Source organism: Peribacillus sp. NJ11, from assembly GCF_030348405.1.
Taxonomy (GTDB): Bacteria; Bacillota; Bacilli; order Bacillales; family DSM-1321; genus Peribacillus.
In genome coordinates this window covers 2,925,546-2,948,697 of record NZ_JAUCFO010000001.1, presented here as the reverse complement: position 1 = coordinate 2,948,697, position 23,152 = coordinate 2,925,546, and the positions used below count along the sequence as shown (strand labels likewise).

The following is a 23,152-nucleotide window of genomic DNA, read 5'->3' as shown; positions in this document are numbered from 1 at the left end:
AGCAGGTCAACCAATAAAATCAAACTTATTTTGAATTTAATCATGTTATTATCATAACTTTTCTCAAAACGGCATGGAAATCCAATTTATAGCATGTCTCCTCATAATGGACCATAAGATTATTAAGGGGTGACAGTCATGTTTGAGCTATTTTTATTCCTGCTATTCATTGCGATATTTTTGGCAGGTATGTCAGTTTTACGAATCGGACTGTTCAATATGTCCGGTGCAGCATTAAAAACTTTTCTATTTAAGGTAACGGATAAGCCATGGAAAGGTTTCATGGCCGGAACCATCTTTACGGGGATCCTGCAAAGCAGCTCGGCGGTCATGGTCATGACGGTCGGCCTCGTTTCTGCAGGAAGCTTAACATTCCCGCAAACAATCGGGATTATTCTTGGAACGAATATCGGATCTACCTTTACAGCAGAGTTCATGACCTTCTCTTTGGATCGTTGGATCATTCCCGGAGTTGTCAGCGGCGCTTTCCTTTGCTTCATGCCTAAAGTATTACCGAGAAGCTTAGGGATGTCCCTGATCGGAATCTCTGCCATCTTCGCGGCAATGAGTGGTTTTAAAACGCTTTCGACACCGATTGCTGCCTATCCATCCATACAGACGCTCATCCATTACATAGAGGGTCATATGATTTATGCCCTATTAGCCGGAATACTATTGACGGCACTCATTCATTCCAGTTCAGCAACCATCGGGATAGCCATGAGCTTTTTGATGAATGGGGAGTTATCCGTCGCTTCCGCAATCATCATCATGCTCGGATCCAATATAGGCACTTGCATCACCGGATACATGGCCAGCATCGGTTCTGGGAGACAAGCCGCCTTCACGGCTTATGCACATATTTGGCTAAACGTCATCGGGGTTGCCGCATTCCTGCCTTTTGTGGACACCCTGGAACGAGCGGCTGCCTTTTTCACCGAAAACAAGGGGACACAGCTCGCCCATGCGAGTGTCATTTTCAATATCTTGACTTCTTTGGCTGTCTTGCCTTTCGCACGCCAATTCTCCAATTTCATTCTTTTGGCACATCGGCCACATATAAAAAAATAAGCCGCATTCGAAAGAATGCGGCTTATTGCAATATCAATAATCCGAATCAGCCGTTAAGCCCTTTACGATGGAGACACCTGCACTCGCTCCAATTCTTGTTGCACCAGCTTCAATCACGTTCTGGGCATCAGCCGTGTTGCGGACTCCTCCTGAAGCTTTGACACCGATATCGGGACCGACCGTTTTTCTCATGAGCGCGATATCTTCAACAGTCGCACCGCCGGTCGAAAAACCAGTTGATGTTTTAACATAATCCGTTCCCGCTTTTACTGCAAGTTCACAAGCACGGACTTTTTCTTCCTCAGTCAATAGAGCGGTCTCAATGATTACTTTCGATAGAGCTTTACCAGTGGATGCCGCTACCACAGCACGGATATCCCGCTCTACCAGCTCATCATCCTTGTCCTTCAATGCGCCGATATTAATCACCATATCGACTTCGTGGGCGCCATTGCTGATGGCATCTTTCGTTTCAAAAGCTTTGGTTTCCGGTGTGGTTGCACCTAGAGGGAACCCGATAACCGTACAAACTTTTACATCTGAACCTTCCAAAAGTTCGCTTGCATACTTAACCCAAGTCGGGTTTACGCATACGGAAGCAAAGTTATATTCTCTCGCTTCTTCGCATAATACCTTAATTTGCTCTTTGGTTGCATCTGCTTTTAATAACGTGTGGTCAATTAAACCTGCTACATTTTGTGACATTAATAATCCTCCTCAAAAACAATCTATAACTAGTTGTACGTACCTCTCATGATACCATAGTTTATCCAATTTGACGATATATATAGTCTTTACCCGAATGTACCAAGAAACACGCAAGCAGAGGATAAAAAAAAAAAGACAGCAGAAAACGGCTGTCTTAAATATTGGAAACTTGTTGCAACGGAAAATCCTTCACGACCGTCACGAACTGACCTTCACTAAATGGATAGCCAGACTTTGTAATCTTTACTTTTACGATTTCACCGACCATCTCTTCCGAAGCCGGGAAGACGATTTTCATGTAATTATCGGAGTATCCTTCATAAAGGCCATTTTCCAACTTCGTTTCAGGAATGACTTCAAGAACTTCCCCCTCAAATCGTGATGCATACTCTTTTGCCAGCTGGTCCGACAAAGCGATAAGACGGTGGACGCGTTCATTTTTGACATCTTCATCCACTTGATCTTCCATACGCGCAGCCGGAGTCCCTGTCCGTTTTGAATAAGGGAAGACATGGAGTTCGGAGAATTTATATTTTTCTATAAAGTTATATGTCTCCATGAATTCTTCTTCGGTTTCACCCGGGAAACCTACGATGACATCCGAAGTAACAGCAAGACCCGGAAGTGCAATTTTTAACTTTTCGATTCGATCACCGAAGAAATCCATCGTATATTTACGTCTCATCCGTTTTAAAACCGTATCGGAACCCGATTGGATTGGAATATGCAAATGACGTACGACTTTTTTCGATTTCGTCAGCACTTCAATGATCTCATCTGTAATTTGGCTGGCTTCAATGGATGAAATACGGATGCGCTTCAGCCCATCGATTTTTTCCAGGTCCCGCAGCAGCATCGCCAAATTATAGTCCTTCAAATCGTCTCCATATCCACCAGTATGAATTCCGGTCAGGACTAGTTCTTTATATCCTGCCTCCACAAGCTGTTCAGCTTGGTGAACGACTTCCTTTGGGTCGCGGGAACGCATTAATCCACGAGCCCAAGGGATGATGCAGAAAGTGCAGAAATTATTGCACCCTTCCTGAATCTTTAATGAAGCACGTGTACGGTCTGTAAAAGCAGGTACATCCAACTCTTCGTAGACACGGTTTTTCATGATATTTCCTACAGCATTGATTGGTTCACGTTCAACCTTGAATTGCTCGATGTAATCAAGCAGTTTAACCCTGTCCTGTGTTCCTACAACAATATCCACACCTGGTATGGCCATGATTTCTGCTGGCGATGTCTGAGCGTAGCATCCCGTTACCGCTATGACGGCATTCGGATTCTTACGAATGGCACGACGGATGACCTGACGGCTTTTCTTATCGCCAGTGTTTGTCACCGTGCATGTGTTGATGACATATACATCTGATGTGTTTTCAAACTCAACACGATCATATCCCCCAGTTTTGAATAATTGCCAAATAGCCTCTGTTTCATAATGATTCACTTTACAGCCTAATGTATGGAAAGCGACCGTTGCCATTTTTCATCACCTCAAAAGTTCTACATGATAAGAAACAGCGGAAAGTGCATATAAAGGTGCTGTTTCAGTTCTTAATATCCTTGGTCCAAGACCGCAAGCCACAAAACCGGCATCAGTCAGTTTTTCAATTTCCTTATCTGCTAACCCACCTTCAGGACCAAACACGAATAAGATCGATTGCCCTGGGGTGATATCTTTCAAGACAGATGCGAGTACAGAAGTTTCCCCACGTTTTGCCTCTTCTTCAAAAGCGATTAATTTATGATTGAAACCGGAAGCATACCCAGCTAGCTGAACTGCCGTCATCGGTTCCTTGATGGCAGGGATAACTGTGCGGTGAGATTGTTCAGCCGCCTCTTTTGAAATCTTCTGGAGCCTCTCCAATTTCTTACCTACCTTTTTGTGGTCCCATTTTACCACCGAACGAGCCGCAATAAAAGGGATAAATTCAACGGCACCCAGTTCCGTACCCTTTTGAACGATATATTCCAATTTATCCCCTTTAGGCAGACCGCTCGCTATCACAACCCTCACAGGAAGTTCCTTTTCTTCATTCTTCCATTCGATAACGGTCCCTATAACAGCATCATCACTAATTTCCGAAATTTCCGTGATAGCTGTCATACCATTGCCTTTCACCGTGATGATCCGCTCCCCCGGTCCCATCCTCATGACCCTGGCGATATGGTGAAAATCATCGCCTGATATCGTCACCGTGTTTCCATTGATGTCTTCTTCGTTAAGAAAATACCGTTGCACACTGCCACCCACTTCGTCTAGTCTAAAAACTTACAGGCTAACAGTCAGAGACTTATTACCCGAATGCAAGCCATGCAAAGATTCAAGCTAAAAAAAGGTACTCTGACTATCAAAATACCCGATAATCAGAGTAACTTTTTTCAATTAATCATTTCTTTTCGCGATTATCGCTACCCAATCTTCCATCAAGATGGTTTCGGAAATGGTGAAGCCAGATCCTGTAATCGCATCCTTCACATCTTGTTTCTTAGGTTGAATGATTCCAGAAGCTATAAAATATCCGCCCGGTTTGACGACTTTCGCTACATCATCCGTAAAGCGCATGATCACTTCGGCAAGAATGTTAGCCACGACGACATCCGCTTGTTCATTTACACCATCCAGCAAGTTACCTTTTGAAACGGACACTTTATCCTGAACGTTATTAAGTTCCACATTCTGTATAGCTGACTGTACAGCCACTTCATCCAAATCAAGGGACTGGATTCGTTTTGCGTCCAATAATGCAGCAGCAATGCTTAGAACACCAGAACCCGTTCCTACATCAACAACTAAATCCCCAGGCCGCACTGTACGTTCCAGCGCTTGGATGCACATGACCGTTGTCGGGTGTGTACCTGTTCCGAAGGCCATGCCCGGATCAAGTTCGATGATCAGTTCGTCACTGCTTACTGGAGTGTAATCTTCCCATGTTGGCACGATGGTAAAACGTTCGGATATCTTGACGGGATTATAATATTTTTTCCAAGCCGTCGCCCACTCTTCTTCATTCACTTCACTAATTGAAACAACATTCTTCCCAAGGTCTATATCAAAAAGGTGGAGATTATTGATTGATTCCTTAATAGCATCAACGGTTTCACCAAGAAAGCTGTTTACGGGAAGATAAGCCTTAATGACTACACCCTCATCCGGATAATCATCTGGGTTTAAGTGGTAGATTTCGCCAAAAACATTTTCGCGTTCCTTGACTAATTCTAGAGGATCCTCAATGACAACACCGCTCGCACCTGCCTCATGAAGAATATTAGAAACAGGTTCAACCGCTTCATTCGTTGTTTGGATTGCAAATTCAGACCACTTCATAATCTACCAACTCCCAATTTGTTCTTTTACTTTTATTCACCTATCTTTAAATGCACGTTTCACTTTTGAGAAAAAGCCATCTTCTTGTTCATCTATACCTTGTCCGCTGATATCGCTGAACTCACGAAGCAGATCCTTTTGTTTTTCCGTTAATTTTTTAGGCGTTACCACTAATACGACTACATGCTGATCTCCTTGGCCATATCCTCTGACGTTAGGAACACCTTTGCCTTTTAAACGGAAACGCGTGCTTGTTTGTGTACCGGCAGGGATCTTCAGCTTCACTTTTCCATGAAGGGTCGGAACTTCTATTTCATCACCTAATGCTGCCTGAGCAAAAGTAACCGGCATTTCACAATAGATGTCATCGCCATCCCGCTCAAAGAATTCATGGCTGCGTACATGGAAGACAACATACAGGTCTCCAGCTGGACCGCCATTGATTCCTGGCTCTCCTTGGCCGGTTACACGCAATTGTTGACCATCATCAATTCCGGCTGGCACCTTAACTTGGATCTTTTTACGTTTTTGGACTTTTCCGTCACCGCCACATGTTGAGCATTTATTAGGAATGATTTTTCCTGTTCCTTGACAATGGTGACATGCTCTCCGGTTCACAATCCTTCCGAACGCTGTGTTTTGTTCAACATTCAATTGACCGGTTCCATGACAATGTGAACAATTTTCCACTTTTGTGCCTGGTTTGGCACCGGATCCTTTACATGTATCACAATTCTCTTCACGCGGAATTTCGATTTCAGTATCTTTTCCAAATGCAGCCTCTTCAAAAGAAAGCGTCATCGTATACTGTAAATCCGCCCCTTGACGCGGTGCATTAGGATCTCTCCTACGTCCGCCGCCACCAAAGAAGCTACTGAAAATATCTTCAAAACCGCCGAAACCACCAAAGTCCTGACCACCAAAGCCCTGATTTGGATCTGTATGTCCGAATTGGTCATAATGGGCCTTTTTCTGTTCGTCACTCAATACTTCGTAAGCTTCCTTGATTTCCTTGAATTTATCCGCAGCATCGTCCGCTTTATTAATATCAGGGTGATATTGTTTGGAGAGCTTTCGATACGCTTTTTTGATTTCATCCTTCGAAGCACTCTTCGAAAGGCCTAACACCTCATAATAATCGCGTTTACTCATATCTAAAATCCACTCCCGATTCGATTCACATAAAGGTAATATTATCACTGAACGAAGATAATAATCAACTAGAAAAGTACAAACAGGCTTTAACACTTTTTTGTAATTGGTAATGCCAGCCCCAAATTGCACACATTTATTTCTAAAATCCCATGATTCCCCACCAGCGATTGTAAGATTAAAAGAAAACCAGATGCCAACGCTCCCTGACAATGATTCCCTTCACTGTAAAAAAAGCCAAAGTCAAGATAACCTGACTTTGACTTTTCTACAATGGCAGGCAGAAATGAACTGCCCAATATTTATCAGTGTCCCGATTGGGTCACTTTTTATTTTTTCTCTTCTTCGTTAACTTCCGTGTATTCTGCATCAACGACATTATCGTCTTTAGCAGATTCGCCAGCACCGGCTTCGCCAGCTTGCTGAGCTTTTGCCGCTTCTTCATAAAGCTTCATTGTCAAAGCTTGAACGATTTCATTAAGTGCATCTTTTTTCACGCGGATTTCTTCAAGCTCATTTTTCTCGATTGCAGCTTTCAGTTCGTCCTTCGCTTCATTTGCTTTTGTTACTTCCGCTTCGTCCACTTTACCTTCTAGATCTTTAAGCGTTTTTTCCGTTTGGAAGACTAATTGATCAGCTTCGTTACGAAGTTCAACTTCTTCTTTACGTTGTTTATCGCTATCGGCATTTTCTTCCGCTTCACGTACCATGCGTTCGATCTCTTCATCAGAAAGTCCTGAAGATGATTTGATGGTGATCGCTTGTTCTTTGTTCGTGCCAAGATCTTTCGCACGAACGTTCACGATACCATTTTTATCGATATCGAATGTCACTTCAACTTGCGGAATTCCACGCGGTGCAGGTGGAATGTCACTCAATTGGAAACGACCGAGCGTTTTGTTATCCGCTGACATTGGACGTTCACCTTGAAGAACATGGATATCAACTGCCGTTTGGTTATCAGCCGCTGTCGAGAATACTTGTGATTTACTAGTTGGAATCGTAGTATTACGGTCAATCAGTTTCGTGAACACTCCGCCCATCGTTTCAATTCCAAGTGAAAGTGGAGTTACATCCAGAAGGACAACGTCTTTAACATCTCCTGTTAATACGCCACCTTGAATTGCAGCACCCATAGCCACTACTTCATCAGGGTTTACACCTTTGCTTGGTTCTTGACCGATTTCCTTTTTGATCGCTTCAACAACTGCAGGAATACGTGTAGATCCACCAACAAGGATTACTTTGTCAATTTCAGATGCTGAAAGGCCAGCATCTTTCAATGCTTGACGAGTTGGTCCCATAGTACGCTCAACAAGACCTGAAGAAAGCTCATCGAATTTTGCTCTAGTCATCGTTACGTCCAAGTGAAGCGGGCCAGCATCCCCAGCTGTGATGAATGGCAATGAAATTTGAGTTGAAGTTACGCCGGAAAGATCTTTTTTCGCTTTTTCAGCTGCATCTTTCAAACGTTGTACCGCCATTTTATCTTTTGAAAGGTCAATTCCGTTTTCTTTCTTGAATGCTTCAACTAGGTAATCGATGATGACTTGGTCGAAATCATCTCCACCTAGACGGTTGTCACCGGCTGTGGACTTAACTTCGAAAACGCCATCTCCAAGTTCCATGATCGATACGTCGAATGTACCGCCGCCAAGGTCGAATACAAGGATCGTTTGATCTTCTTCCGTTTTATCCAAACCGTATGCAAGTGCTGCAGCTGTAGGTTCGTTGATGATACGTTCCACTTCAAGACCAGCAATTTGACCAGCATCCTTAGTTGCTTGACGTTCTGCATCATTGAAGTAAGCAGGTACAGTGATAACCGCTTTTGTAACTTTTTCGCCAAGATACTCTTCAGCGTATGATTTTAAGTATTGAAGGATGATTGCAGAAACTTCCTGAGGTGAGTATTCTTTTCCTTCAATTACTTCTTTATGGTCGGTACCCATATGGCGTTTAATGGAAATGATTGTGTTAGGGTTTGTAATCGCTTGGCGTTTTGCCACTTCCCCCACTTGTCTTTCTCCATTTTTGAATGCCACTACGGATGGTGTTGTACGGTTTCCTTCTGGATTCGGGATTACTTTTGGTTCCCCGCCTTCAAGTACAGATACACAAGAGTTTGTTGTACCTAAGTCAATACCAATAATCTTGCTCATAGTTTCACTACCTCCCAATTTTCTATATGTAATAATCTTATTCGTTCACTTTAACCATTGCAGGTCGAATCACACGGTCTTTTAGAAGGTATCCTTTTTGGAATTCCTCGACGACGATGTTAGAACCGAAGTTTTCATCTTGAACTTGCATGACCGCTTGATGCAAACGCGGATCGAACTCTTCACCAACCGAACTGATCGGTTCGATGCCTTCTTTAGTCAATGCATCAGTAATCGCTTTGTAGACCATTTCCATGCCTTGAAGCAGGGATTTCGTCTGTTCATTTTCCGCTTCGATTTTTGTAGCTCTTTCAAAATTATCAAGAGCTTCCACTAAATCACTGGCAATACTTTGAACTCTATATTTTTGAGCCGCCTCCATATCAAGCTTGGCACGGCGTCTTGAATTATCAAAATCGGCCTGCAGACGAAGATAACGGTTATCCATTTCTTCGATTTTTGCCTGAAGCTCAGCAATCTTTTCATGAGCCAATTGAAGTTCATCTTTTTCAACCGGAGTTTCCTCCTGGTTTTGTTCTGCTGGAGTTTCTTCTTCAGCGAAAACTGCTTCTGCAGCGCTTTCCTCGATTGTTTCATTTTCCAATGTTTTTTCTTCATTTTTATTTTCTGTCACAATCTCACCTCCCTAAAAGGGTTATACAATTTATGCTAAAGTAATAGGTCAGGCTGCGGAATATGACCTCCGCCACCTTAACAATATTACCTTTGCTACTATTTTTGATACAGTTTTGTCATTAGGGCCGTTAAATCTTTCGAGAAAAACGAAAGCAAACTGATCACTCGCGAATATTCCATTCTCGTCGGACCCAATATGGCTAATGTGCCCACTTGCTCCTGCCCGATTGAGTATGTTGCCGTAATCAAACTGCAGTCATCGAGCACTGTGTTTTGATTTTCACGGCCAATCTTGACGTGGATGCCCGATGGATTTTGAGTAATGAGTTCATAAAAACCCTGCTCCTGCTCAATCATCGATAAAAGCGTGCTTACTTTAGCAATATCATGGAACTCAGGCTGCCTTAGCATATTCGTTTTCCCGCCGAAAAATATTTTTTCGGGCTTTGTGTCCGTCAGGGTATCCGCCAGGACAGAGACCATCGATCCATAGTTATGGATGTGACGGCTCAAAAGAACAGCCACTTCCTTGTAGATCTTATCCTTTAGATCAACTAGCGGAACATCGACCAAACGGGAATTCAATATGTTCACCATCTTTTCAATTTCGTTTATATCAAAAGAAGGCGGTAAGGAAATCATTCGATTTTCCACATGACCTGTATCAGTAATAATGATGGCTATTGCCGTTTCCGGGCTCAAAGGAATGATCTGGATTTTCTTCAGCTTATGCTCATTCACTTTTGGCCCCAGTACAATCGCCGTATAATTCGTCAGTTCCGAAAGTATTTTCGCTGACTTCTGAACGATCTTTTCCAATTCATAAATTCGTTCTACAAAAACGGATTTTAATATCTTCATTTCATTCTTTTTCGGAGCTTGAGGAGAAAGTAAATGATCCACATAATATCTATACCCTTTTTCAGAAGGAATCCTACCGGAAGAAGTATGGGTTTTTTCTAAAAATCCCATTTCTTCAAGATCAGACATTTCGTTGCGAATTGTGGCAGAGCTGAACGTAATTTCATCTTTCTTCGACAAGCTTCGTGACCCGACTGGCTGGGCAGAATGGATAAAATCCTCGATTATCACTTGTAGAATCAATAATTGACGATCAGTTAGCATGTATGATCACCTCTGTTAGCACTCTGTCTCTTCGAGTGCTAATATACTAATAAATTATCAAATGAAGCTTATGATGTCAACAATGAAAACCGCTAATTACTCGTTAAAATAACATGGATTAACTTCACTCGGAATCAATTATGCCTAAAAATGATTGGAACACTTCATTTCCAAGCAGTTTCCCCCGCTCCGTCAAGCGCACGAACCCGCCTTCCACCTTAAGCAGACCCTTTGCCGCTTCTTCTTCGAGCGGTTTCCTGAAAATCTCCGTCATTTCAACAAAAAATTTATTCTTGAAGGTTTCCAATGAAACTCCTTCCGTTTTTCGGAGACCCAAAAACATCTCCTCTTCCATCCGTTCATGAAGCGGTACTGGGCGTTCCTCCAATACAGGCAGCTGGTTCGCCATCAATGGTGTGATATATTTCTTCACCGGTCCATGATTGGCCACTCTTTTTCCTCCAGTATAGCCATGTGCACCGGCACCAATCCCATAATACTCCACATTATCCCAATATGTCAGGTTGTGCCGGCTTTCAAACCCAGCACGGGCAAAATTACTGATTTCATATTGATGCAGTCCATGCTTCTCCATCTCTTCCATCAACTTCTCATACATCGAAGCCTCGAGCTCCTGCGGCGGCAGGTTTAATTTACCCCTTCGCATCTGATTATAAAAAACCGTTTTCGGCTCAACGATCAATGAGTAGCTGGAATAGTGCGGCAATTGAAGGGCAATCGCTTTATCCAACGTGTCATTGAAATCTTCCATAGTTTGTCCCGGCAATCCGTAAATCAAATCGATGCTGATATTCGTAAAGCCAACTTCTTGAGCCAAATGAATCGTTTCATATACTTCAGAAGCCCGATGAGTCCGGCCTATTCGCTTTAATAATTCATCATTGAAGCTTTGCACTCCAAAGCTAAGTCTATTGACACCTGAATGATAAAGTATCTCGAGTTTTTCTCGCGAAAGATCCCCTGGATTAGCTTCGAATGTATATTCAGCCTTTTTTGGATCAAATGGCAGGGTTTCATTGATCGCTTCACATAAAAAAGCAAGCTGCTTTTCATTTAGGGAGGTCGGTGTCCCTCCACCGACGAAAACCGTATCCAAACCTGCAGTCGGGTATTTGGAAAGTTGCATCACCATTTCCCTTTTCATCATCTGTAAATATTCGTCGACCGGCTGTCCCTGTAAAAATACTTTATTAAAATCACAATAGTGACAAATATGTTCACAAAATGGTATATGGAGGTAGGCGCTTTTAATCATTGTGTTCACAACCTTTTAATCGAATGAGTCGATAGAAAAAGAGGCTAGATCTCCTCTACCCTCTTTTTTCTATCTATCGTTTATTTTATTTATTTTTTCGGTGTCGTATCATCCATTTTCAAAACAGCCATGAAAGCTTCTTGCGGCACTTCAACGGAACCTACCTGTTTCATCCGCTTTTTACCTTCTTTCTGTTTTTCGAGCAACTTACGTTTACGGGAAATATCGCCGCCGTAACATTTAGCCAATACGTTTTTGCGCATTGCACTAATCGAAGAACGGGCCACGATCTTTTGCCCGATCGCTGCTTGGATCGGCACTTCAAATTGTTGTCTTGGAATCAATTTCTTCAATTTTTCAACAATGACTTTACCGCGTTCATAAGCAAAGTCCTTATGAACGATGAAACTCAACGCATCCACAGTTTCAGCGTTCAGTAAGATATCCATCTTCACAAGCTTGGACGGTTTGTAGCCGATCAACTCATAATCGAATGAAGCATAGCCTCTAGTATTGGATTTCAACTGATCGAAGAAATCATAAACGATTTCCGATAATGGTATTTCATAATGAATGCTCACACGAGTCTCATCGATATATTCCATATCAATGAAGTTACCGCGTTTATTTTGACAGATTTCCATGATCGTTCCGACGAACTCTGTCGGTGCCATCATCGTTGCTTTGACATATGGCTCCTCGACTCGTTCAATCTTTTGAGCATCCGGCATATTGGACGGGTTATCTACTTTCAGGACCGTTCCGTCTGTCAGGATCACATCATAAATAACACTTGGCGCAGTGGTGATCAGATCAATTTTGAATTCACGTTCAATCCGTTCCTGGATTATTTCCATATGAAGGAGTCCAAGGAATCCGCAACGGAAACCGAAGCCCAATGCTTGCGATGATTCCGCTTCGAACTGTAACGCTGAATCGTTCAATTCCAACTTCTCTAATGCATCCCTTAAATCATTGAATTTCGATGCGTCAATTGGGTATAAACCGCAATATACCATCGGATTCATCTTCCGGTAACCCGGCAATGGCTCTGTCGCACTATTCACGGCACTGGTAATCGTATCACCAACAGTCGTATCACCAACGTTTTTAATGGCGGCAGTAAGGAAACCTACATCACCGACGTTAAGTTCATCCAAAAGCTGGGTTTTTGGATTGAAGACACCCAATTCGGTTACATCAAATTCCTTGCCAGTGGACATCATTTTGATTTTGTCGCCCACTTTAATGGAACCCTCAACAACACGGATATAGGCAACCACACCGCGGTACGCATCAAACAGTGAATCGAAAATAAGCGCCTTGAACGGGGCATCGGGATCTCCCTGTGGTGCTGGCACCAATTCAACGACCTGCTCCAAAATCTCCTCGATTCCGATTCCCGCTTTAGCGGAAGCCAAAACTGCATCGGAAGCATCCAATCCGATTACTTCCTCGATTTCTCCACGTACCCGTTCCGGATCGGCACTCGGCAAATCAATTTTATTGATGACCGGAATGATTTCCAGGTTGTTGTCCAAAGCTAAATACACGTTTGCAAGCGTTTGGGCCTCAATTCCCTGTGCCGCATCGACAACAAGGACAGCACCTTCACACGCTGCAAGGCTTCGTGAAACTTCATACGTAAAATCGACATGTCCCGGTGTATCAATAAGATGGAAAATATATTCTTCGCCATCTTTCGCATTATATTTCAATTGAATCGCATTCAATTTAATCGTAATTCCACGCTCTCGCTCTAAATCCATGGAATCCAACAGTTGACTCTTCATTTCACGCTGAGTCATTGCGTTCGTTTTTTCAATGATACGATCCGCCAATGTAGATTTTCCATGATCAATATGAGCGATGATGGAAAAGTTACGAATCTTTGATTGTCTTTTTAATTTTTCTTCTCTATTCATGACGTTCACTCCCACTAGTCGACACAATACACTATTTTTTATTATATCAATAGAAAATGCAAGATTCAACAGAATAGTTACAAAAGAAGCATCATTGTAGGGCAAAGGATAAAAAAAGGCTGCATTCCGGATTCGGATGCAACCTTTTGATAAGGCACACTCAACTTATTCCATACCTAAATCATATCAATAAGTGCTTGAAAGGCCCCTGATATCGTATCTCCAAGCGTTTTGCCGACCGATGAGAAAAAGTTGAAGGCTTTCATTTCTTCAAGCTTTTCTTTTTTCGTCTCCAAATCATGACTTGTTACTTTTTCGCCAAGAATATCCGCTTCCATCTCCCCTTGATCCGATTGGTTAATAATGAATGCACTATTCAAAGTGGGATCTTCATACCCCTTCATTTTTTTCATCCCATCGTTCGCTTGCTGCATCCCAATCAGAACACCTAAAAATAATACGAGCACAATCCCTGTACATTTCAACCAAAACCGAACCATGATAGAGAACTCCTTTCAACTTACTTCGCTTCCGATTCCCCAGTCGTTTTATCAACCGCTTTGGCATCCCAGTAAAATTCACTGAAAACATCGGTAAAGGCATCAACGGTTAAGTACATTTCCTCGAAAGTATTATCAACACCGCCAATTTCCAAGAGCATGGCATTGCTTGACAAATCCTGATTGTATACTCCATTCTGCCCCGCTCCGCCTTGTTTCATAACCCCTCGTGAAATGCCTGGGTATTTTTTCTCCAAAGCTTTATGAAGCTTATTGGCAAGCGCTGCATTTTTTTCGAAGTTCGGGTTATTGCCCCCGACCACGAAGGCAATCTTGGCATAATCTTTACCGTTAATGTTAATGGTCGTATGTTTTTTTCGTTTAGAATCACGATGGATATCAATGATATATTCTAGATCTTTGTTGGTAGCCAACGCAGTCTGAACAGATTTACGAGACTCTTGATAGGATTTGGCATAATTCAATCCTTTATTATTCAAATTGCCCATGATATCTGTTTTATCAAGCGATGACCCTATCCCGTTATCAGCCATGTCCTCCACCATCCGTTCCCCCAATTTCGTAATATTGATTTTAGAATGGTAGGCTAGATTCGGATTTGTCACCCCTTTTAAATAAGGAAGATACGATTCCCGGTTATGGCTATGGTAAATCTCGACCACTTTCCGTCCATTGGTCGTTTGATTCGGCTGATTGGCCACTCCTTTTTCCGGTTCTTCAATCTCATCCAGGTTTTGCAGGGATGCATCCCTTTCTTCATTCAGGACGTCTACTGGCGGCGAGGATTCATACGGCATATTCGTATAATTCGTTCCTTCACCAGCCACGAGGATCTCATTATCAAAAATCGAAAAGCCAGGAAGTTCCCTGCCAAGTAAACTTCTCGGGTCCTCCAATGAAATGTTAGTAGAGACTTTTATCAATTGATTCGTGATAACCGATTCCTGCTTACCTTCTGGCAGGGCATTAAAAAAATAATGGTTTTCATTGGCCAGCATCGAGAACAGCATTTTTCCCGAGAATTGGTTGGCTACAGTATGTACGGAATTCGAAGATATCCGATACTCCGGTCTTAGGGAAGTCATGACACCACTGACTGAAAATACAAAAAGAAGCAAGGCGAGAATACCTAGAAAAGTTTTTATTATTGTTGATCCGTGAATAGCTGTTATGATCCCTGGGGAATTTCTTCTTTTCATCTTTCCACCCTCTCTATAGCTTGTCTATTAATACCTATGACTTTGCTAGAAAGGGTAGAACACCATTTTTGGGCACTGAAAATGATTTAACGGGTATAGTAGCCCGTATTTTCTTGATTTATTGAATTATGCAGGGCAGCATTTAATCCATTAGCTATCAAATTGGCCATATCTTCAATGAAAACATCCACTTCTTTGGGCGTAACCATTAAATTATGACCAAGTGGCGAAAGCACCTCATAAATCAATTTCCGTTTCTCTTCATCAGGGAGGACACCTATCATTCCCAAGAAAGTTTGGCGTTCCTGTTCACCTGGCATATCCTCTTCGGTCAGCTTTGTCCGCTTTCCAAAACTGAATCCAGCGGGTGCCAACGAACGGGATGGTCTGTCCCCTTCATTCATTTCCTTGCCAAAGTGCTTCAAGATATAATCAATCGTATCGCTTGCTATCGATACGGCATCCACGACGGTAGGTATTCCAATGGCTATAACAGGAACTCCCAGGGTAGCCTGACTCAATTCTTTTCGTTTATTTCCAACACCAGACCCTGGATGGATGCCTGTATCCGTAATTTGAATCGTGGAATTTACACGATCAATCGAACGGGCAGCCAATGCATCAACGACGATCAGGAAATCAGGGTTACTTTTTTCGATGACTCCTTTTATGATGTCACTCGTCTCGATTCCCGTAATCCCCATCACACCAGGGGAGATCGCACTGACCGGCCGATAGCCCTCCTTGACCGACTCAGGCTGCAATTCGAACAAATGTCTTGTGACTACAAGGTTCTCAACGACTGCAGGTCCCAGAGCATCGGGAGTAACATTCCAGTTACCAAGGCCGACAACTAAACAACTGCTTTCCTTGGTGATTTTATTCCGTTTCAAGAAGTACGCCAGTTCATTGGCAAACACCTTTTCCACCCGTTGCTGAGTATCCGTATCCTGCTGGCGGATTCCCTGGACTTCGATGGTCAAATAGCTGCCCTGTTTTTTACCGATTTCTTTTTCCCCTTCAGCCGTGACCTCGACTAAGGATACCTTCAGATCTTCCACTTCTTTTTCCTTAATTATGACCCCTTCAATATGGGATACATCCACTTCCTCAACGACACCTTTATGTTCAAGGGCAATTTCCTTTGCTTCAATCGCCAAATCTGTTCGAATTCCGTATTCACTAAGGTCCAAATTATTTTCCATAACGGCCTCCTGATGTTTGAATTGTATCTAATCTAGTAATTTTCATGGTCTCTCTTAAACATTCTGTCGTTTTTGCTTTTTTATTATTCATTTTTTTGATACAATGAATTATGACGAGATGAATTTATTACTGAAATTATAATTCCTTTTATAATTCCTTTTCGATTCTCAATCTGAAGTATTGCATATTTATGAGCAGTCTGATAGAATATCACTTGTGCTATTTGATATGGATTTGAAAAGTCGAGTTCATATAATCTCGATTTCTTTGTAGGAGGTGAACGGAATGCCAAACATTAAATCTGCTATTAAACGTGTAAAAATCAACGACAAAAAACGCGTTCATAACATTACTGTTAGATCAACTATGCGTACTACAGTGAAAAATGCTGAAGTTGCATTAGCTGGTGAAAACGTTGAAGCTGCTAAAGAAGCTCTATTAACAGCTGCTGTGAAATTAGACAAAGCTGCATCTAAAGGATTAATCCATAAAAATGCGGCAGCCCGTAAAAAATCTCGTTTAGCGAAAAGACTTAACGCTCTTAACGCATAATGACAAAAAATTAAACGATCCAATTGGATCGTTTTTTTTGTGCGTGTTTTTTCGTATAAAAAAGGTGGCAGGGTTCCTGCCACCTTTTTTATGATCTGATTTTTAAAAGCAGCAGCTCAAGCGTGATCGCCTTATCGGCTTGGCCGGTCTTCATTTTATAATCCGCCTCCGCTAAGTCGTTCATGATGGACAACAGCTCGCGTTCCTGGAATTTCCCCGTCTTTTCGAGTGCCAGTTTCACCCTGTATGGATGCACCTTCAGTTGTCCCGCAATTTTTTGCTGGCTATAGCCTTGACGGGAAAGCTCTTTCACTTGATACATTAGCCTGACTTGTCCAGCCATGACACTTAAGATCTTGATCGGCTCTTCGTTCTGCCTGAGCAGATCGTGTAAAATCGTCATGGCACTTTCCATCTTCCGCTGTAAGACATGATCAACTAGCGTGAAGATATTCTGCTCAAGGGATTTAGCGACCAGCTTTTCCACTATCTCGACCGTAATATGTTTATCAGCTTCTGCATAAAGGACCATTTTATCCAGTTCATTCGTCAGCATCATCAGATTCGTTCCTGCAAGTTCAAGTAAAAGCTCTGTAGCCTGTTCATCTATTTGGACAGAAGAAGCTTCTACCCGCTCCTTCACCCACACCTTTAACTCATGATCACCAAGCTTCTTCGCTTCAACGAGAACCGCCTTACGCTTCAGTTCCTTGGTGATTTTCTTCCGTTCATCCAGTTTCTCATAAGGTGCGGTCAAAACGACAATAGAATAAGGAACCGGATCAGCCAAATAAGCTTCCAGTCTTTTCACATTATGTTCAACTCTTGACTTCGTTTTTTCTGCTGTCAAAAAAAATGGGTTTTGCATGAAAACAAGGCGCCTTTCCCCGATAAATGGGAGGGTTTCGACATCTTCAAGCGCTGTTTCAACAGGCGTCTCTTCTAAATCAAATTGAGAAAAGTTAAAATCCATCTCATCTTCGTGAAGGACATTCTCGATCAATAGCTGCTTCGTTTCATTAATTAGGTAGGCTTCCGTTCCATATAACAAGTATACTGGAGCGAACTGCCCTTTTTTTATACTTTTCCATACGTCTAATACCAATAGAATCCGCCTCTTTTTTATGTATTCTTCTCTAATGGTATAGGTGGATGGACCATTTGACAAGCTATAAAGGGAACTAGCCCCCTAAAGGACTAATTCCGGATCTATATGAACACTTTCAAGCAAGGCCCGGGTAATCTTCCTTGAAAGCGGGTAAAGTATTCATGTAGAACAAAAATTGGCTTTTCTTTTTTCGCTTGCTTTGTTTGTACTTTTATTTTGACCTCAAAATCCCAAACTATTTGTGACAACTCTTGTCAGTAAAGGAAATGAAGAAATGAAGCCTGTAGATTTTTTTTTGGTAATGTTTTATACTATTAGCAGAAATAGGAGGGGTAATAATGAACGAATTCGAAAAGAATGTCCAATCCAAGACAGATGACGTCGCTGATTCCGCTATGGGATTCATCGGTTCTTTTGTATTTTTCGCTGCCTTGTTCACCATAGCTGTCGTCGTTAAAGCTGTCGGATCCTGATTTCATTACTACATGCACTTATTTTTCCTGATGGAGGCTGCCGTTGCAGTCTCTTTCTTTTTGATTTTCTACATACTATGGAAGTGTCTTCCGAAAGGTTCCTCTCCTTTTGTAATACTTATAAATTATAGATCCATCCTCATCCGTCCTGAACACCTTAATGCCATTTCCCTCCAGATTCCCAATTACGTCTCCGTGTGGGTGACCGTAGCCATTTTCTTTTCCAACCGAAATAAGAGCAGCTTTCGGCTGTAGCTGTTCAAGGAATAACGTGGAAGAAGAAGTTTTACTGCCATGGTGACCAACCTTCAAGATATCCGCCTGCAACTGCGGAAATGTGCTTAATAGCTCCCTTTCGCCCTCTTCTCCCATATCTCCAGTAAATATCCATGACAATCCCCCAATCTCTGAGTGAAGGACTATCGATGAATCATTCTTATTGTCTTCCTTTTCATATGGACTTAGCACGGAAAACTGCGCTCCGCCCACTACCCAAAGGTCCCCCCTCTTCAAGACTGTCATTTTCATCTTTTTATCTCTTGCCATGGACACAAAATCCAAATTCCGATAATGCTCCTCACTCCAGCCTCCTATGACGATCTCCCCAACTTTGAAATTCTCAATTAATTCTCCTGCACTTCCCATATGATCTGCATCCGGATGGGTTAAAATCAGTTTGTCCAATTGGTGGATTCCTTTACTTTTCAATAATGGAACGATGATATCATCCGCCGTGTTGAACTTCTTTCGCTTTTTTGCCCATGTTTCGATTGGAAATGTAATTTGTCCACCCGTATCAATCAAATAATTACCGCGATTGAACGGCAGGATAATTAAAATGGAATCACCTTGTCCAACATCGATCATCTGTACTTCACCAAAAGGTGAGAACCTTTGTAAATTATATTGAAGAAGTAATAGGACAATCAGTATTCCGCACCAAATTTTACTTTTTCCAAAAGATTCATCCCAAGTCAGGTATAACCCTAAAAGGGAAATAACAAGTAATGCCATCATGATGAAGGGTGGTTTTCCAAATGCAATGGAGGCTAGTGGCAACTCGGATGCTACATCCGCGACTTTATTACAAAGTATGAAGGTGAAGTTCAATATAGTTATGAGGAGCTGCCCCAGGGAAGGCAGTAATAAATGAATGAAGAGGGTAATTAATGAAAATGGAAGCAAAATGATCGAATAAAGCGGAACATACAATACGTTCAAGAACACGCCAAGAAAAGATACTTCAAAAAAGTGAAAAAGCAAAATGGGAAGGGCTGCCATTTGGCAGATGGAACTGATGATGAATAGCTGCATCGTTTTTTGGGGGTATCTTAAGAAAATGCTTGAAGACATGATAATGGAGAAAGTGACTGCGAATGAGAGCTGAAAACCTATATCATAGAGCATATTAGGTTGAAAAAACAATAGTGCCATATAAACCGATCCGATTGCGGCACCCGCCGAGATCCGCTTCTTGAATAGCAGGAGTAAAAAGAAAAGCATAGCCATTAAACAGGATCTTACCACTGATGGGCTAGCACCTGAGAGTATCATGTAAACTGGAAGGAAAATCAGGATGGCCACCATCATTCTTTCCCTTGTAATTCCAACCCTGATGCCAAGATAAAATAACATCCCCGTTAAAAAACTGACATGAAGACCGGAAATCGCCAGTAAATGAACCAGACCCAGCCGCTGATAATTAGCAAGGTCACCTTCATCTATATATGTCTGGTCGCCGAATATGAGTGCTGCGACAAAACCGCTCGATTCTTCCGGAAAGTGTTCTCTAATATACGTAATTCCCTTCAGGCGCAAATTACGAATCGAAATGACAATCGAGTTTCCAACTTCTTGGCATTCTCGAAATGATATGGAATCAGCGTTAAATATCCAATGGGTGCCTTGGCGGAAAAGGTAGCGCTGATAATCGAAACTGTTTTCATTCCTGTTTTTGTCGGGAATTTGCAAGTTCCCTACAGCGGGACAGGATAAACCGATACGCAGAAGCTGGCCCAGCTTTTCCTTTTCTTGTTCGGTGTTGATTTTATAACGAAGCATTAACCGTTCGCCTTTCTCACTGCCCACGAATCCTTTTAATGAATTTCCATCTATATTCGGCTGATTGGTAAATGTGATGATAAATTGGCTTTCCGTTCCATGATAGGCCGTGTTGTTTCGGTGATCGGAGAAGGAGGCGGCCCCTAAAAAAATCCCCATAATCATTAAATGAATGCTAAGGGCCTTCACACTTAACCCGACCGAAAAATAAAGGAAACAGAGAAAAATAAAGATAATGATCAAAAGCCTTACATTTAAAAATGAATGGGCCGAAACTCCAAATGTGGCCGAGACGGCTAATAAGAGAAGGTGCCTAGCCATGCCTGCCCCCCGTCCGATTTAAGATTTAATTGTCAAATATCTGTTTGGCCTGCTTTTCCAGCTCCAATACAGCTTCTTTTCCCAGACCTGTTCGTTCAAGTTGAGCTAGCAATGAGAACACAAAGTCCTTTTTTTCTTTTCCATTAACATCGATGGCCCCTTTTGCTTCAACCTTTTCAGTCTTGACACCAGCCTGTTTAAATAATTCCAGAGCATATGGATGATTTTTGTAATCCTCCGCATAATAAACAGCTTTGATTCCAGCTTGGATGAGTGATTTACAGCACTGCAGACATGGAAAATGCGTCACATATATTTCAGCCCCATCAGTAGGCACTCCAAATTTCGCACATTGTAAAAGTGCATTCATTTCAGCATGTATCGTTCTGACACAATGATTATCAATTACATAACAGCCATCATCAATACAGTGGGTTCCGCCAGCAATTGACCCATTATATCCTCCAGCAATGATTCGATTATCCCGGACGATCGTCGCTCCTACAGTGAGGCGTGTGCATGTGCTCCTTAAAGCTAATAAATGGCTTTGCGCCATGAAATATTGATCCCAACTAATCCTGTTCATGTTGTATCCCCTTACTCAATGATTTTCTTCAATTTTACCCTCTTCCCGTTCATTTGTGTAGCATATTCAATCATTCATTGCACCGAAATGGACTCCTGTAACTTTTCAAACGTTTTATCGCCGATTCCCGATACCTTCTTCAAGTCATCTACCTGCTTGAATTTCCCTACCGTTTCCCTATATTCTAGGATCGCAATCGCTTTGGATGGTCCAATTCCCGTCAGGGTTTCTAAATCTTCCTGGGTAGCTGTATTCAAGTTCACCCGTCCTTCTGATGTCCCTTTGGAAGCAGCATTACCAGACGAAACGACTGATATGTCCTCCAAGTTCCCTTTGTCTTCTTCACCTATTTCCGGTACATAAATGACCATTTGATCTTCAACGATTTGGGCAAAATTCACTTTATCCTTATCGGCCTTGTCCGTAAAACTGCCTGCAGCCGAAATCAAATCGATCACCCGGTCACCTGCCTGTGCCGTAAATAACCCTGGGACCTGTACAGCCCCTTTAACGTCCACTTTAATGATCACCGGTTCGGTTTCCGTTTCATTTTCACTTTGTTCGATTTCATCTCCTTTTGCCGTAACGGAAAATATATCTTCCGTATCAACCGGATCCTCCCCTGGTTGCAAAAAAAAGTAAATTCCCGCTGCCCCAGATGCCACTGCAACGGTAATCAACGCCATTTTCTTTTTTAAAATTTTATCCATTTCTTTGCCTCCTTGTTTGATTTCTCAAGATACATTGTCATAGGACAGATTAAAAATACATAGTGTTTTTAGGAGTATCAATCGCTTTAAGTGAGAGGAGTTGATCGGCATTGAAGAAAATCGGTGTAATCGGAACCGGCAATATGGGTACCATTTTAATCGAGGCGTGGCTGGAGGCGAAAATTTTGAATCCGGCTGATCTAATCATTACAAATCGAACGCTTTCCAAAGCATTGGTGCTGAAAGAAAAACACCCCGGAATCAAGGTGGCGGAAAGCGCAGCCGAAGTCGTCCAGCAAGCGGACTTTATTTTTCTCTGTGTAAAACCATTACAAATTGACAGCCTGTTACAGGGCATCAAACATCATATAAAAATGGAACAACTAGTTATCTCCATTACAAGCCCGCTTTCAGTGTCCCAGCTTGAATCGGCAGTGAAAGCCCCCTGCGCCCGTTTTATCCCCAGCATAACCAACCGGGTGGGCTCAGGGGTATCGTTACTGAGTTTCGGCAATGGCTGTAGTGAGAAAAAAAAGTCGGAATTATATGAATTGGCCTCCGCCATATCGGCACCGGTCATCATTGAAAATGATATCACCCGGGTAGCTTCCGACATCGTCAGCTGCGGTCCTGCCTTCTTCAGCTATTTAGCACAAGCTTTCATTGACGCGGCATGCCAAACGACGAAGATTAATAAAGAAACCGCTACGACTTTGACTGAGAACATGTTGATTGGCTTAGGTGAACTACTTGGTAAAGGAGTTTATACATTGCCGGCCTTGCAGGAAAAGGTTTGTGTAAAGGGTGGAATCACGGGTGAAGGGATCAAGGTTTTAGAAGCTGAAACAGGGGAAATGTTCCATCATCTCTTTCAAGCTACACATGAAAAGTTTGCAGAGGATCTTCAAGAAGTGGAAAAACAGTTCGGCCATCCTTATTAATATTCGTAATCAATATCTCATTTCCTTCTAAAAATAAAAAAAGAGGTCAGACCTCCACTCGTACAGTGATGTACGAACGGCG

General features: G+C 42.3%; 21 protein-coding genes. 4 read left to right on the top strand and 17 right to left on the bottom strand.

Annotated elements, in window-relative coordinates; translation table 11 throughout:
• Positions 1-138 precede the first annotated feature (138 nt).
• A complete protein-coding gene (locus tag QUF86_RS14530; protein ID WP_289334719.1) occupies positions 139-1,071 on the top strand; it encodes a Na/Pi symporter in 933 nt (310 codons plus the stop codon).
• 33 nt (positions 1,072-1,104) lie between these two features.
• Here the strand turns inward: QUF86_RS14530 and deoC are convergent, their stop codons facing one another.
• The 13 genes from deoC to gpr form a co-directional block, all read right to left on the bottom strand.
• On the bottom strand, positions 1,105-1,776 hold the full coding sequence (gene deoC / locus QUF86_RS14525; protein WP_289315627.1) for a deoxyribose-phosphate aldolase: 672 nt from the start codon (positions 1,774-1,776) through the stop codon (positions 1,105-1,107).
• A 157-nt stretch (positions 1,777-1,933) separates the two neighbouring features.
• Complete coding sequence (mtaB, locus tag QUF86_RS14520; RefSeq protein WP_289334718.1) at positions 1,934-3,271, bottom strand: tRNA (N(6)-L-threonylcarbamoyladenosine(37)-C(2))-methylthiotransferase MtaB; 1,338 nt, start codon at positions 3,269-3,271, stop codon at positions 1,934-1,936.
• Positions 3,272-3,277: 6 nt separating this feature from the next.
• Complete coding sequence (locus tag QUF86_RS14515) at positions 3,278-4,030, bottom strand: 16S rRNA (uracil(1498)-N(3))-methyltransferase (protein WP_289315625.1); 753 nt, start codon at positions 4,028-4,030, stop codon at positions 3,278-3,280.
• A gap of 144 nt (positions 4,031-4,174) precedes the next feature.
• Positions 4,175-5,116, bottom strand: coding sequence for a 50S ribosomal protein L11 methyltransferase (gene prmA / locus QUF86_RS14510; RefSeq protein WP_289334717.1), 942 nt, complete (start codon positions 5,114-5,116; stop codon positions 4,175-4,177).
• Between the two features lie 36 nt (positions 5,117-5,152).
• Complete coding sequence (gene dnaJ, locus QUF86_RS14505; RefSeq protein WP_207437135.1) at positions 5,153-6,268, bottom strand: molecular chaperone DnaJ; 1,116 nt, start codon at positions 6,266-6,268, stop codon at positions 5,153-5,155.
• A 329-nt stretch (positions 6,269-6,597) separates the two neighbouring features.
• Complete coding sequence (gene dnaK / locus QUF86_RS14500) at positions 6,598-8,430, bottom strand: molecular chaperone DnaK (protein WP_289325800.1); 1,833 nt, start codon at positions 8,428-8,430, stop codon at positions 6,598-6,600.
• A gap of 37 nt (positions 8,431-8,467) precedes the next feature.
• Positions 8,468-9,064: a nucleotide exchange factor GrpE gene (gene grpE, locus QUF86_RS14495; protein WP_375089561.1), complete on the bottom strand. Its 597-nt coding sequence runs from the start codon at positions 9,062-9,064 to the stop codon at positions 8,468-8,470.
• Between the two features lie 98 nt (positions 9,065-9,162).
• The gene (gene hrcA / locus QUF86_RS14490; RefSeq protein WP_289315621.1) at positions 9,163-10,191 is read right to left on the bottom strand and encodes a heat-inducible transcriptional repressor HrcA; all 1,029 of its coding nucleotides are present in this window, start codon (positions 10,189-10,191) and stop codon (positions 9,163-9,165) included.
• A gap of 124 nt (positions 10,192-10,315) precedes the next feature.
• A complete protein-coding gene (hemW, locus tag QUF86_RS14485; protein ID WP_289315620.1) occupies positions 10,316-11,467 on the bottom strand; it encodes a radical SAM family heme chaperone HemW in 1,152 nt (383 codons plus the stop codon).
• 89 nt (positions 11,468-11,556) lie between these two features.
• Positions 11,557-13,392, bottom strand: a complete 1,836-nt coding sequence (gene lepA / locus QUF86_RS14480) for a translation elongation factor 4 (protein WP_289315619.1) — start codon at positions 13,390-13,392, stop codon at positions 11,557-11,559.
• A gap of 176 nt (positions 13,393-13,568) precedes the next feature.
• Positions 13,569-13,892, bottom strand: a complete 324-nt coding sequence (locus QUF86_RS14475) for a YqxA family protein (protein WP_289334716.1) — start codon at positions 13,890-13,892, stop codon at positions 13,569-13,571.
• Positions 13,893-13,912: 20 nt separating this feature from the next.
• Positions 13,913-15,112: a stage II sporulation protein P gene (gene spoIIP, locus QUF86_RS14470; protein ID WP_289315617.1), complete on the bottom strand. Its 1,200-nt coding sequence runs from the start codon at positions 15,110-15,112 to the stop codon at positions 13,913-13,915.
• 86 nt (positions 15,113-15,198) lie between these two features.
• The gene (gene gpr, locus QUF86_RS14465; protein WP_289315616.1) at positions 15,199-16,317 is read right to left on the bottom strand and encodes a GPR endopeptidase; all 1,119 of its coding nucleotides are present in this window, start codon (positions 16,315-16,317) and stop codon (positions 15,199-15,201) included.
• Between the two features lie 286 nt (positions 16,318-16,603).
• On the opposite strand from gpr, the gene rpsT reads away from it, so the two are divergent.
• Entirely contained in the window at positions 16,604-16,870 is a 267-nt protein-coding gene (gene rpsT / locus QUF86_RS14460) for a 30S ribosomal protein S20 (protein ID WP_034308554.1), read from the top strand.
• A gap of 88 nt (positions 16,871-16,958) precedes the next feature.
• Here rpsT and holA read toward each other — a convergent pair whose 3' ends face one another.
• Complete coding sequence (gene holA, locus QUF86_RS14455) at positions 16,959-17,975, bottom strand: DNA polymerase III subunit delta (protein WP_289327355.1); 1,017 nt, start codon at positions 17,973-17,975, stop codon at positions 16,959-16,961.
• A 341-nt stretch (positions 17,976-18,316) separates the two neighbouring features.
• On the opposite strand from holA, the gene QUF86_RS14450 reads away from it, so the two are divergent.
• Entirely contained in the window at positions 18,317-18,451 is a 135-nt protein-coding gene (locus QUF86_RS14450; protein WP_289315614.1) for a YqzM family protein, read from the top strand.
• A 75-nt stretch (positions 18,452-18,526) separates the two neighbouring features.
• On the opposite strand, the gene QUF86_RS14445 is transcribed toward QUF86_RS14450, so the two are convergent.
• From QUF86_RS14445 to QUF86_RS14435, 3 genes are all read right to left on the bottom strand, one after another.
• The gene (locus QUF86_RS14445) at positions 18,527-20,833 is read right to left on the bottom strand and encodes a DNA internalization-related competence protein ComEC/Rec2 (RefSeq protein ID WP_289334714.1); all 2,307 of its coding nucleotides are present in this window, start codon (positions 20,831-20,833) and stop codon (positions 18,527-18,529) included.
• Positions 20,834-20,858: 25 nt separating this feature from the next.
• Positions 20,859-21,419: a ComE operon protein 2 gene (locus QUF86_RS14440; protein ID WP_289334713.1), complete on the bottom strand. Its 561-nt coding sequence runs from the start codon at positions 21,417-21,419 to the stop codon at positions 20,859-20,861.
• A 74-nt stretch (positions 21,420-21,493) separates the two neighbouring features.
• A complete protein-coding gene (locus QUF86_RS14435; protein ID WP_289334712.1) occupies positions 21,494-22,129 on the bottom strand; it encodes a helix-hairpin-helix domain-containing protein in 636 nt (211 codons plus the stop codon).
• A gap of 110 nt (positions 22,130-22,239) precedes the next feature.
• Between QUF86_RS14435 and comER the strand changes: the two genes are divergently transcribed.
• Complete coding sequence (comER, locus tag QUF86_RS14430; protein ID WP_289334711.1) at positions 22,240-23,070, top strand: late competence protein ComER; 831 nt, start codon at positions 22,240-22,242, stop codon at positions 23,068-23,070.
• The last annotated feature ends 82 nt before the right edge of the window (positions 23,071-23,152 follow it).